The organism is Chitinophaga horti (genome assembly GCF_022867795.2).
Lineage (GTDB): Bacteria > Bacteroidota > Bacteroidia > Chitinophagales > Chitinophagaceae > Chitinophaga > Chitinophaga horti.
On the sequence record NZ_CP107006.1, the window covers coordinates 303,942 to 316,025 of the forward strand.

Sequence of the window (12,084 nt, forward strand, 5' to 3'; positions counted from 1 at the left end):
AACACATCGATCAGCTTTTTTCACCTTATGCTACATTCTTCCTTCTCGCCAGTACGGTTATCATCAATCCCATTACCGCCACCACCGCAAAAGAAGTTCGCAACCCGGAGGCATGTGCAATAAAACCGATCAGCGGTGGACCCAGCAGGAAGCCGAAGAAGCCCAGCGTAGTCACTGCGGCCAGGGCCATACTGGGACTCATTGTTTTGGATCGGCCAGCTTCGCTGTACACCAGCGGTATCACTGCCGAAACGCCCAATCCCACGAGGAAGAAGCCGATAACAGCGGTAATGATGTGAGGAAACAGGGCGGACATCAGCAAGCCGGAAGCAGTGAGGATGCCGCTTACTGTCAATATTTTATTGATCCCGTACCGATGCGCTAACCAGTCGCCCGTAAACCGGCCGGTGGTCGTAGCGAGCGTAAATGCCTGGAAGCCGAGCGGTACCAGGCCTGGCGGCGCTTCTATCGCACGGGCGAAGTATACGGTACTCCAGTCGTACATCGTACCCTCGCTGATCATGCAGCAAAAAGCGATAATGCCCAGGCCGATCAGGGTTTTATCGGGCTTTACAAAAAACGGTTGTTTACCCTTTACAGGCGTATGTGTTTTGACGGTCGCATGTGCATTGGTCGCCCATATGACGATAGCCGCCAGGGCAATGATCATGAAGTGGTTCATGGGCTGCAGATGCAGGTTCACCATGAGGTTACCGATGCTCGCACCAGCAAGCCCCGCCAGGCTCCAGATGGCATGAAAAGACGACATGATCGTTTTGCCGAACAGCTGTTCCACACTTACCGCCTGGGTGTTAACGGCAATATTGCCGATGTTGCCCACGAATCCAAAGAAGAAGAGGGCGATCACCAGTAATAAAATAGAAGCGGATAAACCGATGAGCGGGAGTAACAGCGCATAGAGCAAACAGGCGGCTGATAAAATGCGGCTGCTGCCTTGCCGGTTGATCAGCCAGCCGGCAATCGGCAATGAAAGCGCAGAACCGGCTGGGATCGCTAACAAAATCAAACCCAGCCCCGCTTCATCCAGCCCCAGCTTCAGTTGGATGTCCGCCACACGCGAACCCCAGCTGGAAAAACACAAGCCCGTCAGGAAAAAGAATGCGCTCACTGCGATCCTTGTCCGCCATAATTGTTTTCGCTTCACGTCTGTTGGTGTCATGCACTATTAAAACCGGGCAGAAATGGCGCCCAGACTTTGCCGGTATTCTTCGATAAGCCGGTCGATGATCGCTTTCACGCTACTGATGTCTTCCACAAAAGCCACACTTTGCCCTGCGCTCCACAACTGGTGATACGAGCCAGGTTTCACGGCTTTCTCCAGGCTCTTCATGCCCCGTAGCTGTACCAGCATCTTAAAATACTTGCGGGTGCGCGGGCTCTTCGACATAAACTTCTCGAACCAGTTTTGCTTGTACCCGATCTTTTGGGCCACCGGCGTATTAATAATATTGCAGGGGGTACCAGAGATCCGTTCCGTGAGTACAATGTCTTCCATCCCATATTCCAGGATGGCATTTTTGTACTCGTTGCTTACCGAAGCTTCCGTACTGGCTATAAAACGCGTGCCAATCGATACGCCGGCCGCGCCGAGTACCATCGCACTCGCCATTTGCCGGCCGGTGGCGATGCCGCCCGCAGCGATCACCATCTTATCGGGGAAAGCCTGCTGTAACATCGGCACCAGTACGTGCATAGGGTAGGGGCCTGCGTGTCCGCCTGCGCCGGATGACACCGCGATGAAGCCATCGCAGCCCATGTCCGCCGCTTTTTTGGCATGTACCAGGTTGGTAACGTCGCATAACACTACACCGCCGTAACTGTGTGCGGCATCTATCACCGGTTTAGGGTTGCCCAGCGAAGTGATATACAAAGGCACCTTGGCCGCCACGCAGGCGTCGAGGTGTTGCTGAAATAACGGGTTCGTTTTCTGTACGATGATATTAACGCCATAAGTTCCCCTGGCGGCCGCATGTTGCGCACGGTGTTGGTTCAATCGATCTAATACCGCTTTCAGTTCACCTTCTTTGCGGTAGTTGAGGCTGGGGAAGGTAGAGGCAACCCCGCTTTCGATGCCTGCTTTTACCATGGCCTCATTGCTTACGAGGAACATGGGCGCCATGATCAGCGGGTGACTTATATCTAGTAGTTGTGTAAGTTGGGTGTTCATAATTAAGGCGTTAGCGCTATTTCCGCACTTCCATCTGACGGGCAACGTATTTGCCCAGAATGTCGAACTCCAGGTTCACGATGTCGGAAACAGCAAGGTGCTGCATATTGGTATGTTCGTAAGTGTACGGGATGATAGCGACAGAGAATTCATCTTCCGTGATATCGAATACCGTAAGACTGATGCCATTCAGGCAGATAGAGCCCTTTTCGACCATCAGCCCGGCAAAGGCTGCCGGGTAAGCGATACGGTATAACCAGCTGCCGTTCTGGTCCGTCACCGCCAGGCACGAGCCGGTGCCATCTACATGTCCCTGAACGATGTGCCCGTCTATGCGGTGATTGAACACCATGGCGCGTTCCAGGTTCACCAGCTGGCCTGTCTTTAACAGTCCCAGGTTCGTTTTCTGAAGCGTTTCGTGTACGGCTACCGTTTTAAAGGCGTCGGCCGTTACCGCCGTTACCGTAAGGCAAACTCCATTGTGCGATACACTCTGGTCTACCTTCAATTCCGGCGCCAGCGTGCTTTGGATGGTGAGTTCCAGGTTATCTCCCTGCTTTTCTGCTGCAATAACTTGTCCTAATGTTTCTATGATACCGGTGAACATACCTTGATGGCTTAAATTTGCACACGAATTTCGGATATAATTTCCAATAAATATAAGCAGGAGCGGGGGCGGCAGCACCGGTTTACGGCGACGGAAAATATTTTTAGAAACTGTTTTGTGAATATTGAATTAAGTCCTATCTTTGCCATCCTTAAAAATCACAAACCGGAGTAATTTATGTTAATTATCGATAGCAAAGACTGCGAAAACATAGACAAAGCGCTTAAGAAGTATAAGAAGAAATTCGAGAAAGCTCGTATCCTGCTGCAACTCAGGACCCGTCAGTCTTTCACGAAACCTTCCGTGAAACGTCGCAATCAAGTGCTGAAAGCTGTGTACAAGCAACAGCTCGCGAGCGGTAAATTTGAAGATTAATCAGATCTGATTCAATTCTTATATAGAAATTGATGATTGTAAGGTTTTATATAACTTTGCAGTCATCAATTTTTTTGCGTTGACCGGAACCTATTCATCTTATACTACACCCTTTCTTTCGTGGCTGGCGCTGGAAAAGCGCTATTCTCCCCACACAATTGCCGCGTACGAAGAAGACCTTCGCCAGTTCTTTGCTTTCCTGGAGCAAACTTATGGTGATATTCCCCTTGCAGAGATACATCACAGTTTTGTGCGGTCCTGGCTTGCTGGTGGCGTTCAGGGGCGCGAGGGAGCTCAGGCGTCGCCGCGTACCATTAACCGCAAAATATCTACTCTAAAATCCTTTTTCAAGTACGCCTTAAAGCAGCAGTGGGTAACGCAGAGTGTGATGGTAAAAATTACCTCCCCCAAAGTCAACAAAAGGCTGCCGCTGTTTGTAGAAGAAAAAGGTATGCAAACGATCGCCCGGGAAGGGGAGTTGGCCCAACCACTTTTTACACCCGACCTCGAAGGCGACACAAGACGTTTAATCATAGATATATTATACCAGACAGGCATTCGGTTGTCCGAACTGATCGGGCTGCAGGACAGGCAGGTAGATGTTCATTTGCGTACTATTAAAGTACTCGGCAAAGGCAACAAGGAGCGGATTATTCCCGTAAGCCCAGAATTGCTGGAGCGGGTAGTGGCTTACCGGCAGCGTAAAGCGCGGGAGCTGGCAGTGTACGATACCGATGTTTTGCTCGTGAATGCGAAGGGAAAGAAGTTATATCCGAAGTACGTCTACAATGTAGTAAAGGAAATATTAAGCCAGGTGACCACTATCGAGAAACGAAGCCCGCACATCCTCCGTCACACCTTCGCCACCCATCTTACCAATGCCGGCGCCGATCTGAATGCCGTAAAAGAGCTGTTGGGGCACAGCAGCCTGGCGGCCACACAGGTATATACCCATAACACCATCGACCGGTTAAAGGAAATTCATAGCAAGGCCCATCCGAAAGCATAATTTACCAGTTTGAGTAGAAGCGGCTGAAAGCCTTACTGACGGCCGTCAGTAGACGATAGGGCTGCTTCTGAAAAAGGTGATTCTCATCAGTTTTAACAAAATATTTTTGGTAAAAGATGCGAATGATATCAAAGTTTGTTAAATTAGTAATCAAGTTCTTTTACAGTAAAAATCAGCCTATGATATGAGCACTACACATTCGTAATTAGATTTTTAAATATTTTAAAAAACAGTGCTATGAATCTTCAAATTCAAACAGTGCGTTTCGATGCTGACGCAAAACTGGTCGATCATGTGAATAAAAAAGTACAGAAGTTAGCCACTTTTTACGACCGGATAGTCAGCGTGGAGGTATACTTAAAACTGGATAATATAGCGCATCAGATTAAGGATAAGATAGCTGAAATTAAAGTTCACGTTCCTCGCCATGATTTCTTTGTAAAGCACGAGTCCAAATCTTTTGAAGAATCCTTCGATCTCGCCTTTGCTTCTCTTGTGAATCAGATCAAAAGACAGAAAGAGAAGAATTTTCATTAATTCCTGAAAAATATTTTGAAGTTAAAAATCACTTTACTACCTTTGCCATCCCATCCGAAAAACGGGGGGTGACAAGGGTAGTAAAGTTCTTTGCTGTAGGGCGTTTTAGCCGAATTAAAGGTCTAAAACAAGCGCAAAAAAAAAGTAAAAAAATATTTGTTTCTTAATCAGATTAACTTTTACTTTGCGCTCTCATTCAGAAACAAGGTTTTACACTTTGTGACTTTTAAAAATGCCACCATAGCTCAGTTGGCCAGAGCTACTGATTTGTAATCAGTGGGTCGGGGGTTCGAATCCCTCTGGTGGCTCATTAAATTTCCGGGTAAGGACACTGCATCAGATACAGGGTAGATAGACGGGGAGATTAACGAGAATACAAGGTTAAAGATTTAGGGGCAGGTTCCAGAGCGGCCAAATGGGGCGGACTGTAAATCCGCTGTCTTTCGACTTCAGAGGTTCGAATCCTCTCCTGCCCACATCTACTTTTTTGTTCCGCTTTTGTATACAGGGGCGGAACTTACTTGTGTAACGAATTGTTCTTTGGAAGTGTTTATAGGTTTACGATTTTGTAGGTATAAGCACCAATATGCGGGAGTAGCTCAGTTGGTAGAGCGACAGCCTTCCAAGCTGTAGGTCGCGGGTTCGAACCTCGTCTCCCGCTCTGTAAGAAATTTGGAAAGCGGGTTTGGATTTGTGCTATCAGAATTTTGCATTTAGCTTCCTTTTCATGCTGTTGTAGCTCAGGGGTAGAGCACTTCCTTGGTAAGGAAGAGGTCGTGAGTTCAATTCTCATCAACAGCTCATTAAGTCTTTTGGTTAGTTGAAAAGGGTTACAATAAATTTCTCCTTTCTATAAGACGGATTAATTTTAACTAAGCGTTTGTAGCTCAGTGGAAGAGCAAGAAGGGGGCATTAACCCCTAAAGGCCGTGAGTTCAATTCTCACCAACCGCTCAAGTTTGTAAAACAGTTTTATAACAACTATCAATACAATCTTTACAAACCATCTTAAAAAGAAAATACAATGGCAAAAGAAACCTTTAAGCGGGATAAACCCCACGTAAACATTGGTACCATCGGCCACGTGGACCACGGTAAAACTACCTTGACTGCTGCCATTACCACAATTTTGGCGAACAAGGGTCTGGCTCAGAAGAGAGGATATGATGAGATCGATGCCGCTCCTGAAGAAAAAGAAAGAGGTATTACCATCAATACAGCACACGTTGAGTACGAGACTGCAAACCGTCACTACGCACACGTAGACTGTCCTGGTCACGCTGACTATGTGAAAAACATGATCACCGGTGCTGCACAAATGGACGGTGCTATCCTCGTGGTAGCAGCTACAGATGGTCCTATGCCACAGACTCGCGAGCACATCCTGCTGGCACGTCAGGTAGGTGTACCTCGTATCGTTGTTTTCATGAACAAAGTTGACCTGGTAGACGACGCTGAACTGCTGGAACTGGTAGAGATCGAGATTCGTGATCTGCTGACTAAAAACGGCTTTGACGGTGACAACACACCAATCATCAAAGGTTCTGCAACTGGTGCTCTGGCTGGCGACGCTCAGTGGGTATCTGCAATCGACGAACTGATGGAAGCTGTTGACACTTACATTCCGCTGCCTCCTCGTCCGGTTGATCTGCCGTTCCTGATGTCTGTAGAGGACGTATTCTCTATCACAGGTCGTGGTACAGTTGCTACAGGTCGTATCGAGCGCGGTCGCATCAAAGTTGGTGAGAACGTTGAGATCATCGGTCTGATCCCAGAAGCACTGAAATCAACTTGTACTGGCGTTGAGATGTTCAAAAAACTCCTCGACCAAGGTGAAGCTGGTGACAACGCTGGTATCCTCCTCCGTGGTATTGAGAAAACTCAGATCCGTCGTGGTCAGGTTATCTGCGCACCTGGTTCTATCACTCCGCACACCGACTTCAAATGCGAAGTATACGTACTGAGTAAAGACGAAGGTGGCCGTCACACTCCATTCTTCAACAAATACCGTCCTCAGTTCTACTTCCGTACAACTGACGTAACTGGTGAAGTTGAACTGGCTGCTGGTGTTGAAATGGTTATGCCTGGTGATAACGTAACCCTGAACGTAAAACTGATTCAGCCGATCGCAATGGAGAAAGGTCTGAAGTTCGCTATCCGCGAAGGTGGTCGTACAGTAGGTGCTGGTCAGGTTACTGAAATCGTAAAATAATCAACCTATTCTGCCCTTACAAGAAGGGAACATCAGAAAAAGTTTGAAAAATAACAGTTACAAAGTACTTTAGTATTCGTACTTTGAGTACTTTGTAACTATCTACGGGCATAGTTCAATGGTAGAATAGAGGTCTCCAAAACCTTTGATCAGGGTTCGAATCCTTGTGCCCGTGCAAGCTAACGGAATAGTAGGGTAAACCTTAATTATCAGGCAATGAACAAAATCAGAACTTATTTCCGCGAATCGTACCATGAGCTTGTACACAAGGTGTCCTGGCCTACATGGCAGGAACTGCAGTCATCTACGATGATCGTACTCATTGCTACTGTTCTTATTACTTTATTAGTGTGGGGCATGGACAGTGCGGCGCACCTTGTACTCTCCCAGTACTATAAATTATTCTAATGATGGATGCAGTAAATACCCCTACTTCCCCGGAAACAAAATGGTACGTGCTGCGTGTAGTTAGTGGCAAAGAGAAAAAGGTAAAAGAATATCTCGATATCGAAGTACGCAGGTCAGACTGGGGAAATGTGATCACTCAGATATTTCTTCCGGTTGAGAAAGTTTATAAAGTGCAGGCTGGTAAAAAAGTAATGCGCGAGAAAAACTTCTACCCCGGTTATGTAATGATCGAAGCCATTGATGGTAAAATGACCGACGAGGTGATTCAATCCATCCGCAACGTATCCGGTGTTATTCACTTCCTGGGTAAAGAAAAGCCGATCGCACTGCGTAAGGCGGAAGTAAACAAGATGCTGGGTAAAGTAGACGAAATGTCTGACCAGGGTCTCACGATGAGCGAGCCTTTCATTGTAGGCGAAACCATCAAAATTATCGACGGTCCGTTCAACGATTTCAACGGTGTTATCGAAGAAGTGATCGAAGACAAGAAAAAGCTGAAAGTAACGGTGAAGATTTTCGGCCGTGCTACTCCGGTGGAGCTGAACTTCATGCAGGTAGAAAAAATTGCTTAATCTTATTTCAAATATGCGAAAGGGCGGTGTTAGATACACCGCCCTTTTTTTGTTATCATGGTCAGCCAACCGCCGAAAAATTGTAAATTCGGTTATGATTTCACAACGGGAATATAATGACATGATGGAGCTGCTTCGTAAGCAGAAGATGAGAGTCGAAACTGACCCGGCATATCGGGAACAGCTCTCCAAAGAGCTACGCATCAGCGATTTGTACTTTGGCACAGGTCCAAAATCTTCCCATAAAAGCAAGAAAATTAAAAAAAGTTAACCCGTAGGCAAAAAAGCCTGGCCCCTTTTTCTTCTTCGGACATTTGTTTAGTTCAATAGTTTCACAGGATGCTCTACACAGCAGAACCTGGACTAGTTATTGGTTTTCACGGCTGCGATCAGCGCGTGAGCGACGCAATAATTTCCGGCATTACATCTCTCCGCCCCAGCACTAATGATTGGGATTGGTTAGGGCATGGCATTTATTTTTGGCAGAATAGCTATGATCGGGCGATGAATTATGCCATGCACCCGCCGCCTAATGTGCAGATTCATCAGCCGGCGGTTATTGGCGCGGTGATCAGCCTTGGGCGCTGCCTTGATCTTACAGATAAAAGGTGGATAGATTTGACGAGATCATCATTTGAAATATTGAAGCGGACCCGTGAACCGCGTGGTTTTAGTTTGCCTGCGAACGCAGATCCGGGTGGTGGCAGGCGTTGGGGAGACAAGGTGCTTCGCCGATTGGACTGCGCTGTCATTGAGAACGTTCATAAATTACTACGGGATGCCGGCAGTCAGCCCTTCGATTCGGTGCGCTGCGTATTCTACGAAGGGAAACGTTTGTATCGTGGGGCAGGTTTTTACGAGAAAACACATGTGCAAATATGTATTCGTAACCCGAATTGCATTAAGGGGTATTTCAGGCCAAGGGAAGAGGTAGATTGGAAATAACAGGGAGGATGGCCCCATTCCGGGGCCATCTCCTGACATCACTTTGCTCTCACCAGCTTCAACTCCATGGTTTTAAATTCCTGGCCATTGTCTACCATAAACATTTCCATCAGGTGATTGTTGTCGTCTATCACCTTCATGGAGGTTTTGGTGGTCATTTCTTTGCCGGTGGCGGGGTCGAGGCTTTTGCCCGTTAAGATGACCGCTTTGGCTGCGTCATCCCATTTACCTTCTGAATTCATGATACCTGTGCCCATGTTGTCGATCCAGTTGCTGTGGAACGTCTTTTTGGCGTTATCGAAGCCGGTAATGCTGACGCCTTCGAAAGGCATGCCCATAAAGTCGCCTTTAAAAGTAGATTCCTGGTAACGGCCTCCGAGAATCATGCGGTTCATGCAGGAGCCTTCGCTTTTCATGGGTTCGGCGCCGGGCGCCATCCACATGCTCATGGTATACTTCCAGTTGCCGTCTGCGGAAGCGAGCATTTTGTGCATTTCGCCGGGCGTCATGTAGGCTTCCCATGCTTTTTGCGCGGCGGCGTCCTGGGCATTGGCGGAGAAGGAGAGGAGGAGGCAGACGATTGCCAGTAGATAGGAGTTACGTTTCATAATTGTGGAGTTTCTCCAAAGGTAAGATGAAGTAATTCATTAGCAGTCACTTGCATGTTGTAACAAGCTTTTGTGTGACCTGAGACGGGCGTGGGTTTGATTAAACAAGCCATTGCTTGGAAAATCATGTGTTTTCGTGTAAATTTGCAATGCCATTGTAAAAAATGCGCCTTATTATCAAAAAGGATGCCTAGATCGAAATTCTTTTTGTGGTTATATTAATTATACCTACCTTTGCATCCCCCTTAAAGGGTCTTTTTAGGACTTCTTAAGACTTGGGAGTGGCTGTTAAAGGCCACGTTTTCACCAAATTAAAACTCAAATAATGGCAAAAGAGATCGCAACGTACGTGAAATTGCAGGTTAAAGGCGGCCAGGCCAACCCTGCACCTCCGATTGGACCTGCTTTAGGTTCTAAAGGTGTGAACATCATGGAGTTCTGCAAACAGTTCAATGCCCGCACCCAGGATAAAATGGGTAAAGTGTTGCCTGTGTTGCTGACTGTTTACACTGACAAATCTTTCGACTTCGTAATCAAAACCCCTCCGGCTGCCGTACAGCTGTTGGAAGCTGCCAAAATTCAGTCTGGTTCTAAAGAGCCAAACCGTAACAAGGTAGGCAAGGTTTCCTGGACAAGCATCGAAGCTATTGCAAAAGACAAAATGCCTGATCTGAACTGCTTTACGCTGGAAAGCGCCATGAAAATGGTTGCCGGTACTGCACGCAGCATGGGTATTACTGTTGATGGTAAAGCTCCTTGGGAAAACTAATTTGTCAAACCTTTAAAAAACATTGAAAATGGCAACGAAGAAAAGAAAGATTGCTGACGCAAAGGTGGACAAAAACAAACAGTATAGCCTGAAAGAGGCATCCACTCTTGTTAAAGATATCAACACTACTAAATTTGACAGTTCTGTCGATTTACATATCCGCTTAGGCGTTGATCCTAAGAAAGCTGACCAGGCTATCCGTGGTTCCGTAACGCTTCCCCACGGTACTGGTAAAACCAAACGTGTATTGGTACTCTGTACTCCTGACAAGGAGAACGATGCTAAAGGCGCTGGTGCAGATTTCGTAGGTCTGGACGAGTTCATTTCCAAAATCGAGTCTGGCTGGACCGATGTAGACGTTATCGTTGCTACACCGTCTGTAATGCCTAAGATCGGTAAACTGGGTAAGATTCTCGGTCCCCGCAACCTGATGCCAAACCCTAAAACAGGTACTGTAACGAACGATGTTGCAGCTGCTGTAAACGAGGTTAAAGGCGGTAAAATCACCTTTAAAGTAGATAAAGCCGGTATCATTCACGCTTCTATCGGTCGTGTTTCCTTCTCTGCAGAAAAAATCGAGCAGAACTCACAGGAACTGATCAACGCGCTGATCAAACTGAAACCTTCTACTGCTAAAGGTACTTACCTGAAAGGTTTGTCCATGGCTGCTACAATGAGCCCTGGTATTGCGATTGACACTAAATCTGTTCAAAACTAATTGATTTAAACGTTGTAGTACGAGAGCGTATGCTGGGGAACTGCTGAAATCAATAACAATCAAAAAGCTATGAACAAAGAACAAAAAAATGATGTGATCGAGCTGCTGAAAAGCAAGTTCACTCAATATAACAACTTCTACATCACCAACACTGAGTCGCTGAGTGTAGAGCAGATTAACAACCTGCGCAGAACCTGCTTCGACAAGCAAGTGGAACTGAAGGTGGCTAAGAACACCCTCATTAAAAAGGCCCTGGAGTCTCTGGACAGCGAAAAATATGCAGGTGTTTACGAAGCCCTGCATGGTGTAACTGCCCTGATGTTCTCTGACAGCCCGAAAGAGCCTGCGTTGATCATCTCTGCATTCCGCAAAGCCAACGCTAAACTGGAGAAACCTGTACTGAAAGCTGCATTTGTAGCTGACGAGGTGTACCTGGGCGACAATGAGCTGGTAAACCTGACCAAGATCAAAACCAAGAACGAACTCATTGGCGAAGTTCTGGGTCTGTTGCAATCTCCTGCAAAACGCGTTATCGCTGCCCTGCTCGAGAAAGGCAAGAAAGAAGAAGCTGGCGCAGAAGCTCCTGCTGCCGAGTAATCTGGTACCGGCGCCAGGTTGCCGCCTGAGAATGGCGGGCTAGTGCCGGGGCTGTAATCCGGAAAGGATAGCAGTCAACAACATTGGCTTCCAAGTCAAAATATAAATTTTCGTTTTTAACAACATTTACAAAACATTACAAAAAATACATAAAATGGCAGACGTAAAATCTTTAGCCGAACAATTAGTAGGCCTGACTGTTAAGGAAGTACAGGAACTCGCAGACGTTCTGAAGAACGAATATGGTATCGAACCTGCTGCTGCTGCAGTTGTTGTAGCTGCTGGTGGTGACGGTGGTGGTGCTGCTGTTGAAGAGAAAACTTCCTTCAACGTTGTCCTGAAATCTGCAGGTGCTAGCAAACTGAACGTTGTGAAAGTAGTAAAAGATCTGACTGGCCTCGGTCTGAAAGAAGCTAAAGAACTGGTAGACGGTGCTCCGAAATCAGTTAAAGAAGGCGTTAGCAAGGCAGAAGCAGAAGATCTGAAAGCGAAGCTCACAGAAGCTGGTGCTGATGTAGAAATTCAGTAATTCTTTGCTTA

15 protein-coding genes and 6 tRNA genes are annotated in these 12,084 nt (G+C 46.8%); 17 read left to right on the forward strand and 4 right to left on the reverse strand.

Features of this window, described 5'->3' with window-relative positions; genetic code table 11:
* Positions 1-25: 25 nt before the first annotated feature.
* From MKQ68_RS01375 to MKQ68_RS01385, 3 genes are read right to left on the reverse strand one after another with little or no spacing between them, the layout of a single operon-like run.
* The gene (locus MKQ68_RS01375) at positions 26-1,180 is read right to left on the reverse strand and encodes an MFS transporter (protein WP_264281765.1); all 1,155 of its coding nucleotides are present in this window, start codon (positions 1,178-1,180) and stop codon (positions 26-28) included.
* Positions 1,181-1,186: 6 nt separating this feature from the next.
* Positions 1,187-2,188 (reverse strand): NAD(P)H-dependent flavin oxidoreductase, encoded by a 1,002-nt coding sequence (locus MKQ68_RS01380; RefSeq protein ID WP_264281766.1) that lies wholly within the window; start codon positions 2,186-2,188, stop codon positions 1,187-1,189.
* Positions 2,189-2,204: 16 nt separating this feature from the next.
* Positions 2,205-2,795 carry a riboflavin synthase gene (locus tag MKQ68_RS01385; protein WP_264281767.1) on the reverse strand — a complete coding sequence of 197 codons (591 nt, stop codon included), beginning with the start codon at positions 2,793-2,795 and terminating at the stop codon, positions 2,205-2,207.
* 177 nt (positions 2,796-2,972) lie between these two features.
* Between MKQ68_RS01385 and rpsU the strand changes: the two genes are divergently transcribed.
* The 13 genes from rpsU to MKQ68_RS01450 all read left to right on the forward strand — a co-directional run bounded on the left by rpsU (position 2,973) and on the right by MKQ68_RS01450 (position 8,852).
* Complete coding sequence (gene rpsU / locus MKQ68_RS01390; protein ID WP_089920815.1) at positions 2,973-3,170, forward strand: 30S ribosomal protein S21; 198 nt, start codon at positions 2,973-2,975, stop codon at positions 3,168-3,170.
* A gap of 79 nt (positions 3,171-3,249) precedes the next feature.
* A complete protein-coding gene (locus MKQ68_RS01395) occupies positions 3,250-4,179 on the forward strand; it encodes a tyrosine-type recombinase/integrase (protein WP_264281768.1) in 930 nt (309 codons plus the stop codon).
* 237 nt (positions 4,180-4,416) lie between these two features.
* Positions 4,417-4,716: an HPF/RaiA family ribosome-associated protein gene (locus MKQ68_RS01400; protein ID WP_244837216.1), complete on the forward strand. Its 300-nt coding sequence runs from the start codon at positions 4,417-4,419 to the stop codon at positions 4,714-4,716.
* A 234-nt stretch (positions 4,717-4,950) separates the two neighbouring features.
* Positions 4,951-5,024 (forward strand) — tRNA-Thr (locus tag MKQ68_RS01405).
* A gap of 85 nt (positions 5,025-5,109) precedes the next feature.
* Positions 5,110-5,192 (forward strand) — tRNA-Tyr (locus tag MKQ68_RS01410).
* Between the two features lie 112 nt (positions 5,193-5,304).
* Positions 5,305-5,377 (forward strand) — tRNA-Gly (locus tag MKQ68_RS01415).
* 68 nt (positions 5,378-5,445) lie between these two features.
* A tRNA-Thr gene (locus tag MKQ68_RS01420) sits at positions 5,446-5,517 on the forward strand.
* Positions 5,518-5,592: 75 nt separating this feature from the next.
* Positions 5,593-5,669, forward strand: a tRNA-Asn gene (locus tag MKQ68_RS01425).
* A gap of 70 nt (positions 5,670-5,739) precedes the next feature.
* Positions 5,740-6,927, forward strand: coding sequence for an elongation factor Tu (gene tuf / locus MKQ68_RS01430; RefSeq protein WP_264281769.1), 1,188 nt, complete (start codon positions 5,740-5,742; stop codon positions 6,925-6,927).
* Positions 6,928-7,031: 104 nt separating this feature from the next.
* A tRNA-Trp gene (locus MKQ68_RS01435) sits at positions 7,032-7,102 on the forward strand.
* A 41-nt stretch (positions 7,103-7,143) separates the two neighbouring features.
* A complete protein-coding gene (gene secE, locus MKQ68_RS01440) occupies positions 7,144-7,335 on the forward strand; it encodes a preprotein translocase subunit SecE (RefSeq protein WP_264281770.1) in 192 nt (63 codons plus the stop codon).
* The gene (nusG, locus tag MKQ68_RS01445; protein ID WP_264281771.1) at positions 7,335-7,907 is read left to right on the forward strand and encodes a transcription termination/antitermination protein NusG; all 573 of its coding nucleotides are present in this window, start codon (positions 7,335-7,337) and stop codon (positions 7,905-7,907) included. Before secE ends, nusG begins: the two co-directional genes overlap by 1 nt.
* A gap of 339 nt (positions 7,908-8,246) precedes the next feature.
* Positions 8,247-8,852, forward strand: coding sequence for a hypothetical protein (locus tag MKQ68_RS01450; protein WP_244837213.1), 606 nt, complete (start codon positions 8,247-8,249; stop codon positions 8,850-8,852).
* A gap of 38 nt (positions 8,853-8,890) precedes the next feature.
* Here MKQ68_RS01450 and MKQ68_RS01455 read toward each other — a convergent pair whose 3' ends face one another.
* On the reverse strand, positions 8,891-9,460 hold the full coding sequence (locus tag MKQ68_RS01455) for a DUF1579 domain-containing protein (RefSeq protein ID WP_264281772.1): 570 nt from the start codon (positions 9,458-9,460) through the stop codon (positions 8,891-8,893).
* Between the two features lie 325 nt (positions 9,461-9,785).
* On the opposite strand from MKQ68_RS01455, the gene rplK reads away from it, so the two are divergent.
* The 4 genes from rplK (at position 9,786) to rplL (ending at position 12,073) form a co-directional block, all read left to right on the forward strand.
* Entirely contained in the window at positions 9,786-10,229 is a 444-nt protein-coding gene (rplK, locus tag MKQ68_RS01460) for a 50S ribosomal protein L11 (protein ID WP_264281773.1), read from the forward strand.
* A gap of 28 nt (positions 10,230-10,257) precedes the next feature.
* Positions 10,258-10,947: a 50S ribosomal protein L1 gene (gene rplA / locus MKQ68_RS01465; RefSeq protein WP_244837212.1), complete on the forward strand. Its 690-nt coding sequence runs from the start codon at positions 10,258-10,260 to the stop codon at positions 10,945-10,947.
* 69 nt (positions 10,948-11,016) lie between these two features.
* On the forward strand, positions 11,017-11,544 hold the full coding sequence (gene rplJ / locus MKQ68_RS01470) for a 50S ribosomal protein L10 (protein ID WP_244837211.1): 528 nt from the start codon (positions 11,017-11,019) through the stop codon (positions 11,542-11,544).
* Positions 11,545-11,698: 154 nt separating this feature from the next.
* Positions 11,699-12,073, forward strand: a complete 375-nt coding sequence (rplL, locus tag MKQ68_RS01475) for a 50S ribosomal protein L7/L12 (RefSeq protein ID WP_244837210.1) — start codon at positions 11,699-11,701, stop codon at positions 12,071-12,073.
* The last annotated feature ends 11 nt before the right edge of the window (positions 12,074-12,084 follow it).

Excerpts from the sequence above, each read along its gene's own strand:
- nusG (WP_264281771.1), top strand. The coding sequence starts at position 7,335 with ATGATGGATGCAGTAAATACCCCTACTTCCCCGGAAACAAAATGGTAC.
- MKQ68_RS01450 (WP_244837213.1), top strand. The coding sequence starts at position 8,247 with ATGCTCTACACAGCAGAACCTGGACTAGTTATTGGTTTTCACGGCTGC.
- rpsU (WP_089920815.1), top strand. The coding sequence starts at position 2,973 with ATGTTAATTATCGATAGCAAAGACTGCGAAAACATAGACAAAGCGCTT.
- MKQ68_RS01400 (WP_244837216.1), top strand. The coding sequence starts at position 4,417 with ATGAATCTTCAAATTCAAACAGTGCGTTTCGATGCTGACGCAAAACTG.
- secE (WP_264281770.1), top strand. The coding sequence starts at position 7,144 with ATGAACAAAATCAGAACTTATTTCCGCGAATCGTACCATGAGCTTGTA.
- MKQ68_RS01380 (WP_264281766.1), bottom strand. The coding sequence starts at position 2,188 with ATGAACACCCAACTTACACAACTACTAGATATAAGTCACCCGCTGATC.
- rplK (WP_264281773.1), top strand. The coding sequence starts at position 9,786 with ATGGCAAAAGAGATCGCAACGTACGTGAAATTGCAGGTTAAAGGCGGC.
- MKQ68_RS01455 (WP_264281772.1), bottom strand. The coding sequence starts at position 9,460 with ATGAAACGTAACTCCTATCTACTGGCAATCGTCTGCCTCCTCCTCTCC.
- tuf (WP_264281769.1), top strand. The coding sequence starts at position 5,740 with ATGGCAAAAGAAACCTTTAAGCGGGATAAACCCCACGTAAACATTGGT.
- MKQ68_RS01385 (WP_264281767.1), bottom strand. The coding sequence starts at position 2,795 with ATGTTCACCGGTATCATAGAAACATTAGGACAAGTTATTGCAGCAGAA.
- rplL (WP_244837210.1), top strand. The coding sequence starts at position 11,699 with ATGGCAGACGTAAAATCTTTAGCCGAACAATTAGTAGGCCTGACTGTT.
- rplA (WP_244837212.1), top strand. The coding sequence starts at position 10,258 with ATGGCAACGAAGAAAAGAAAGATTGCTGACGCAAAGGTGGACAAAAAC.
- MKQ68_RS01375 (WP_264281765.1), bottom strand. The coding sequence starts at position 1,180 with ATGACACCAACAGACGTGAAGCGAAAACAATTATGGCGGACAAGGATC.
- rplJ (WP_244837211.1), top strand. The coding sequence starts at position 11,017 with ATGAACAAAGAACAAAAAAATGATGTGATCGAGCTGCTGAAAAGCAAG.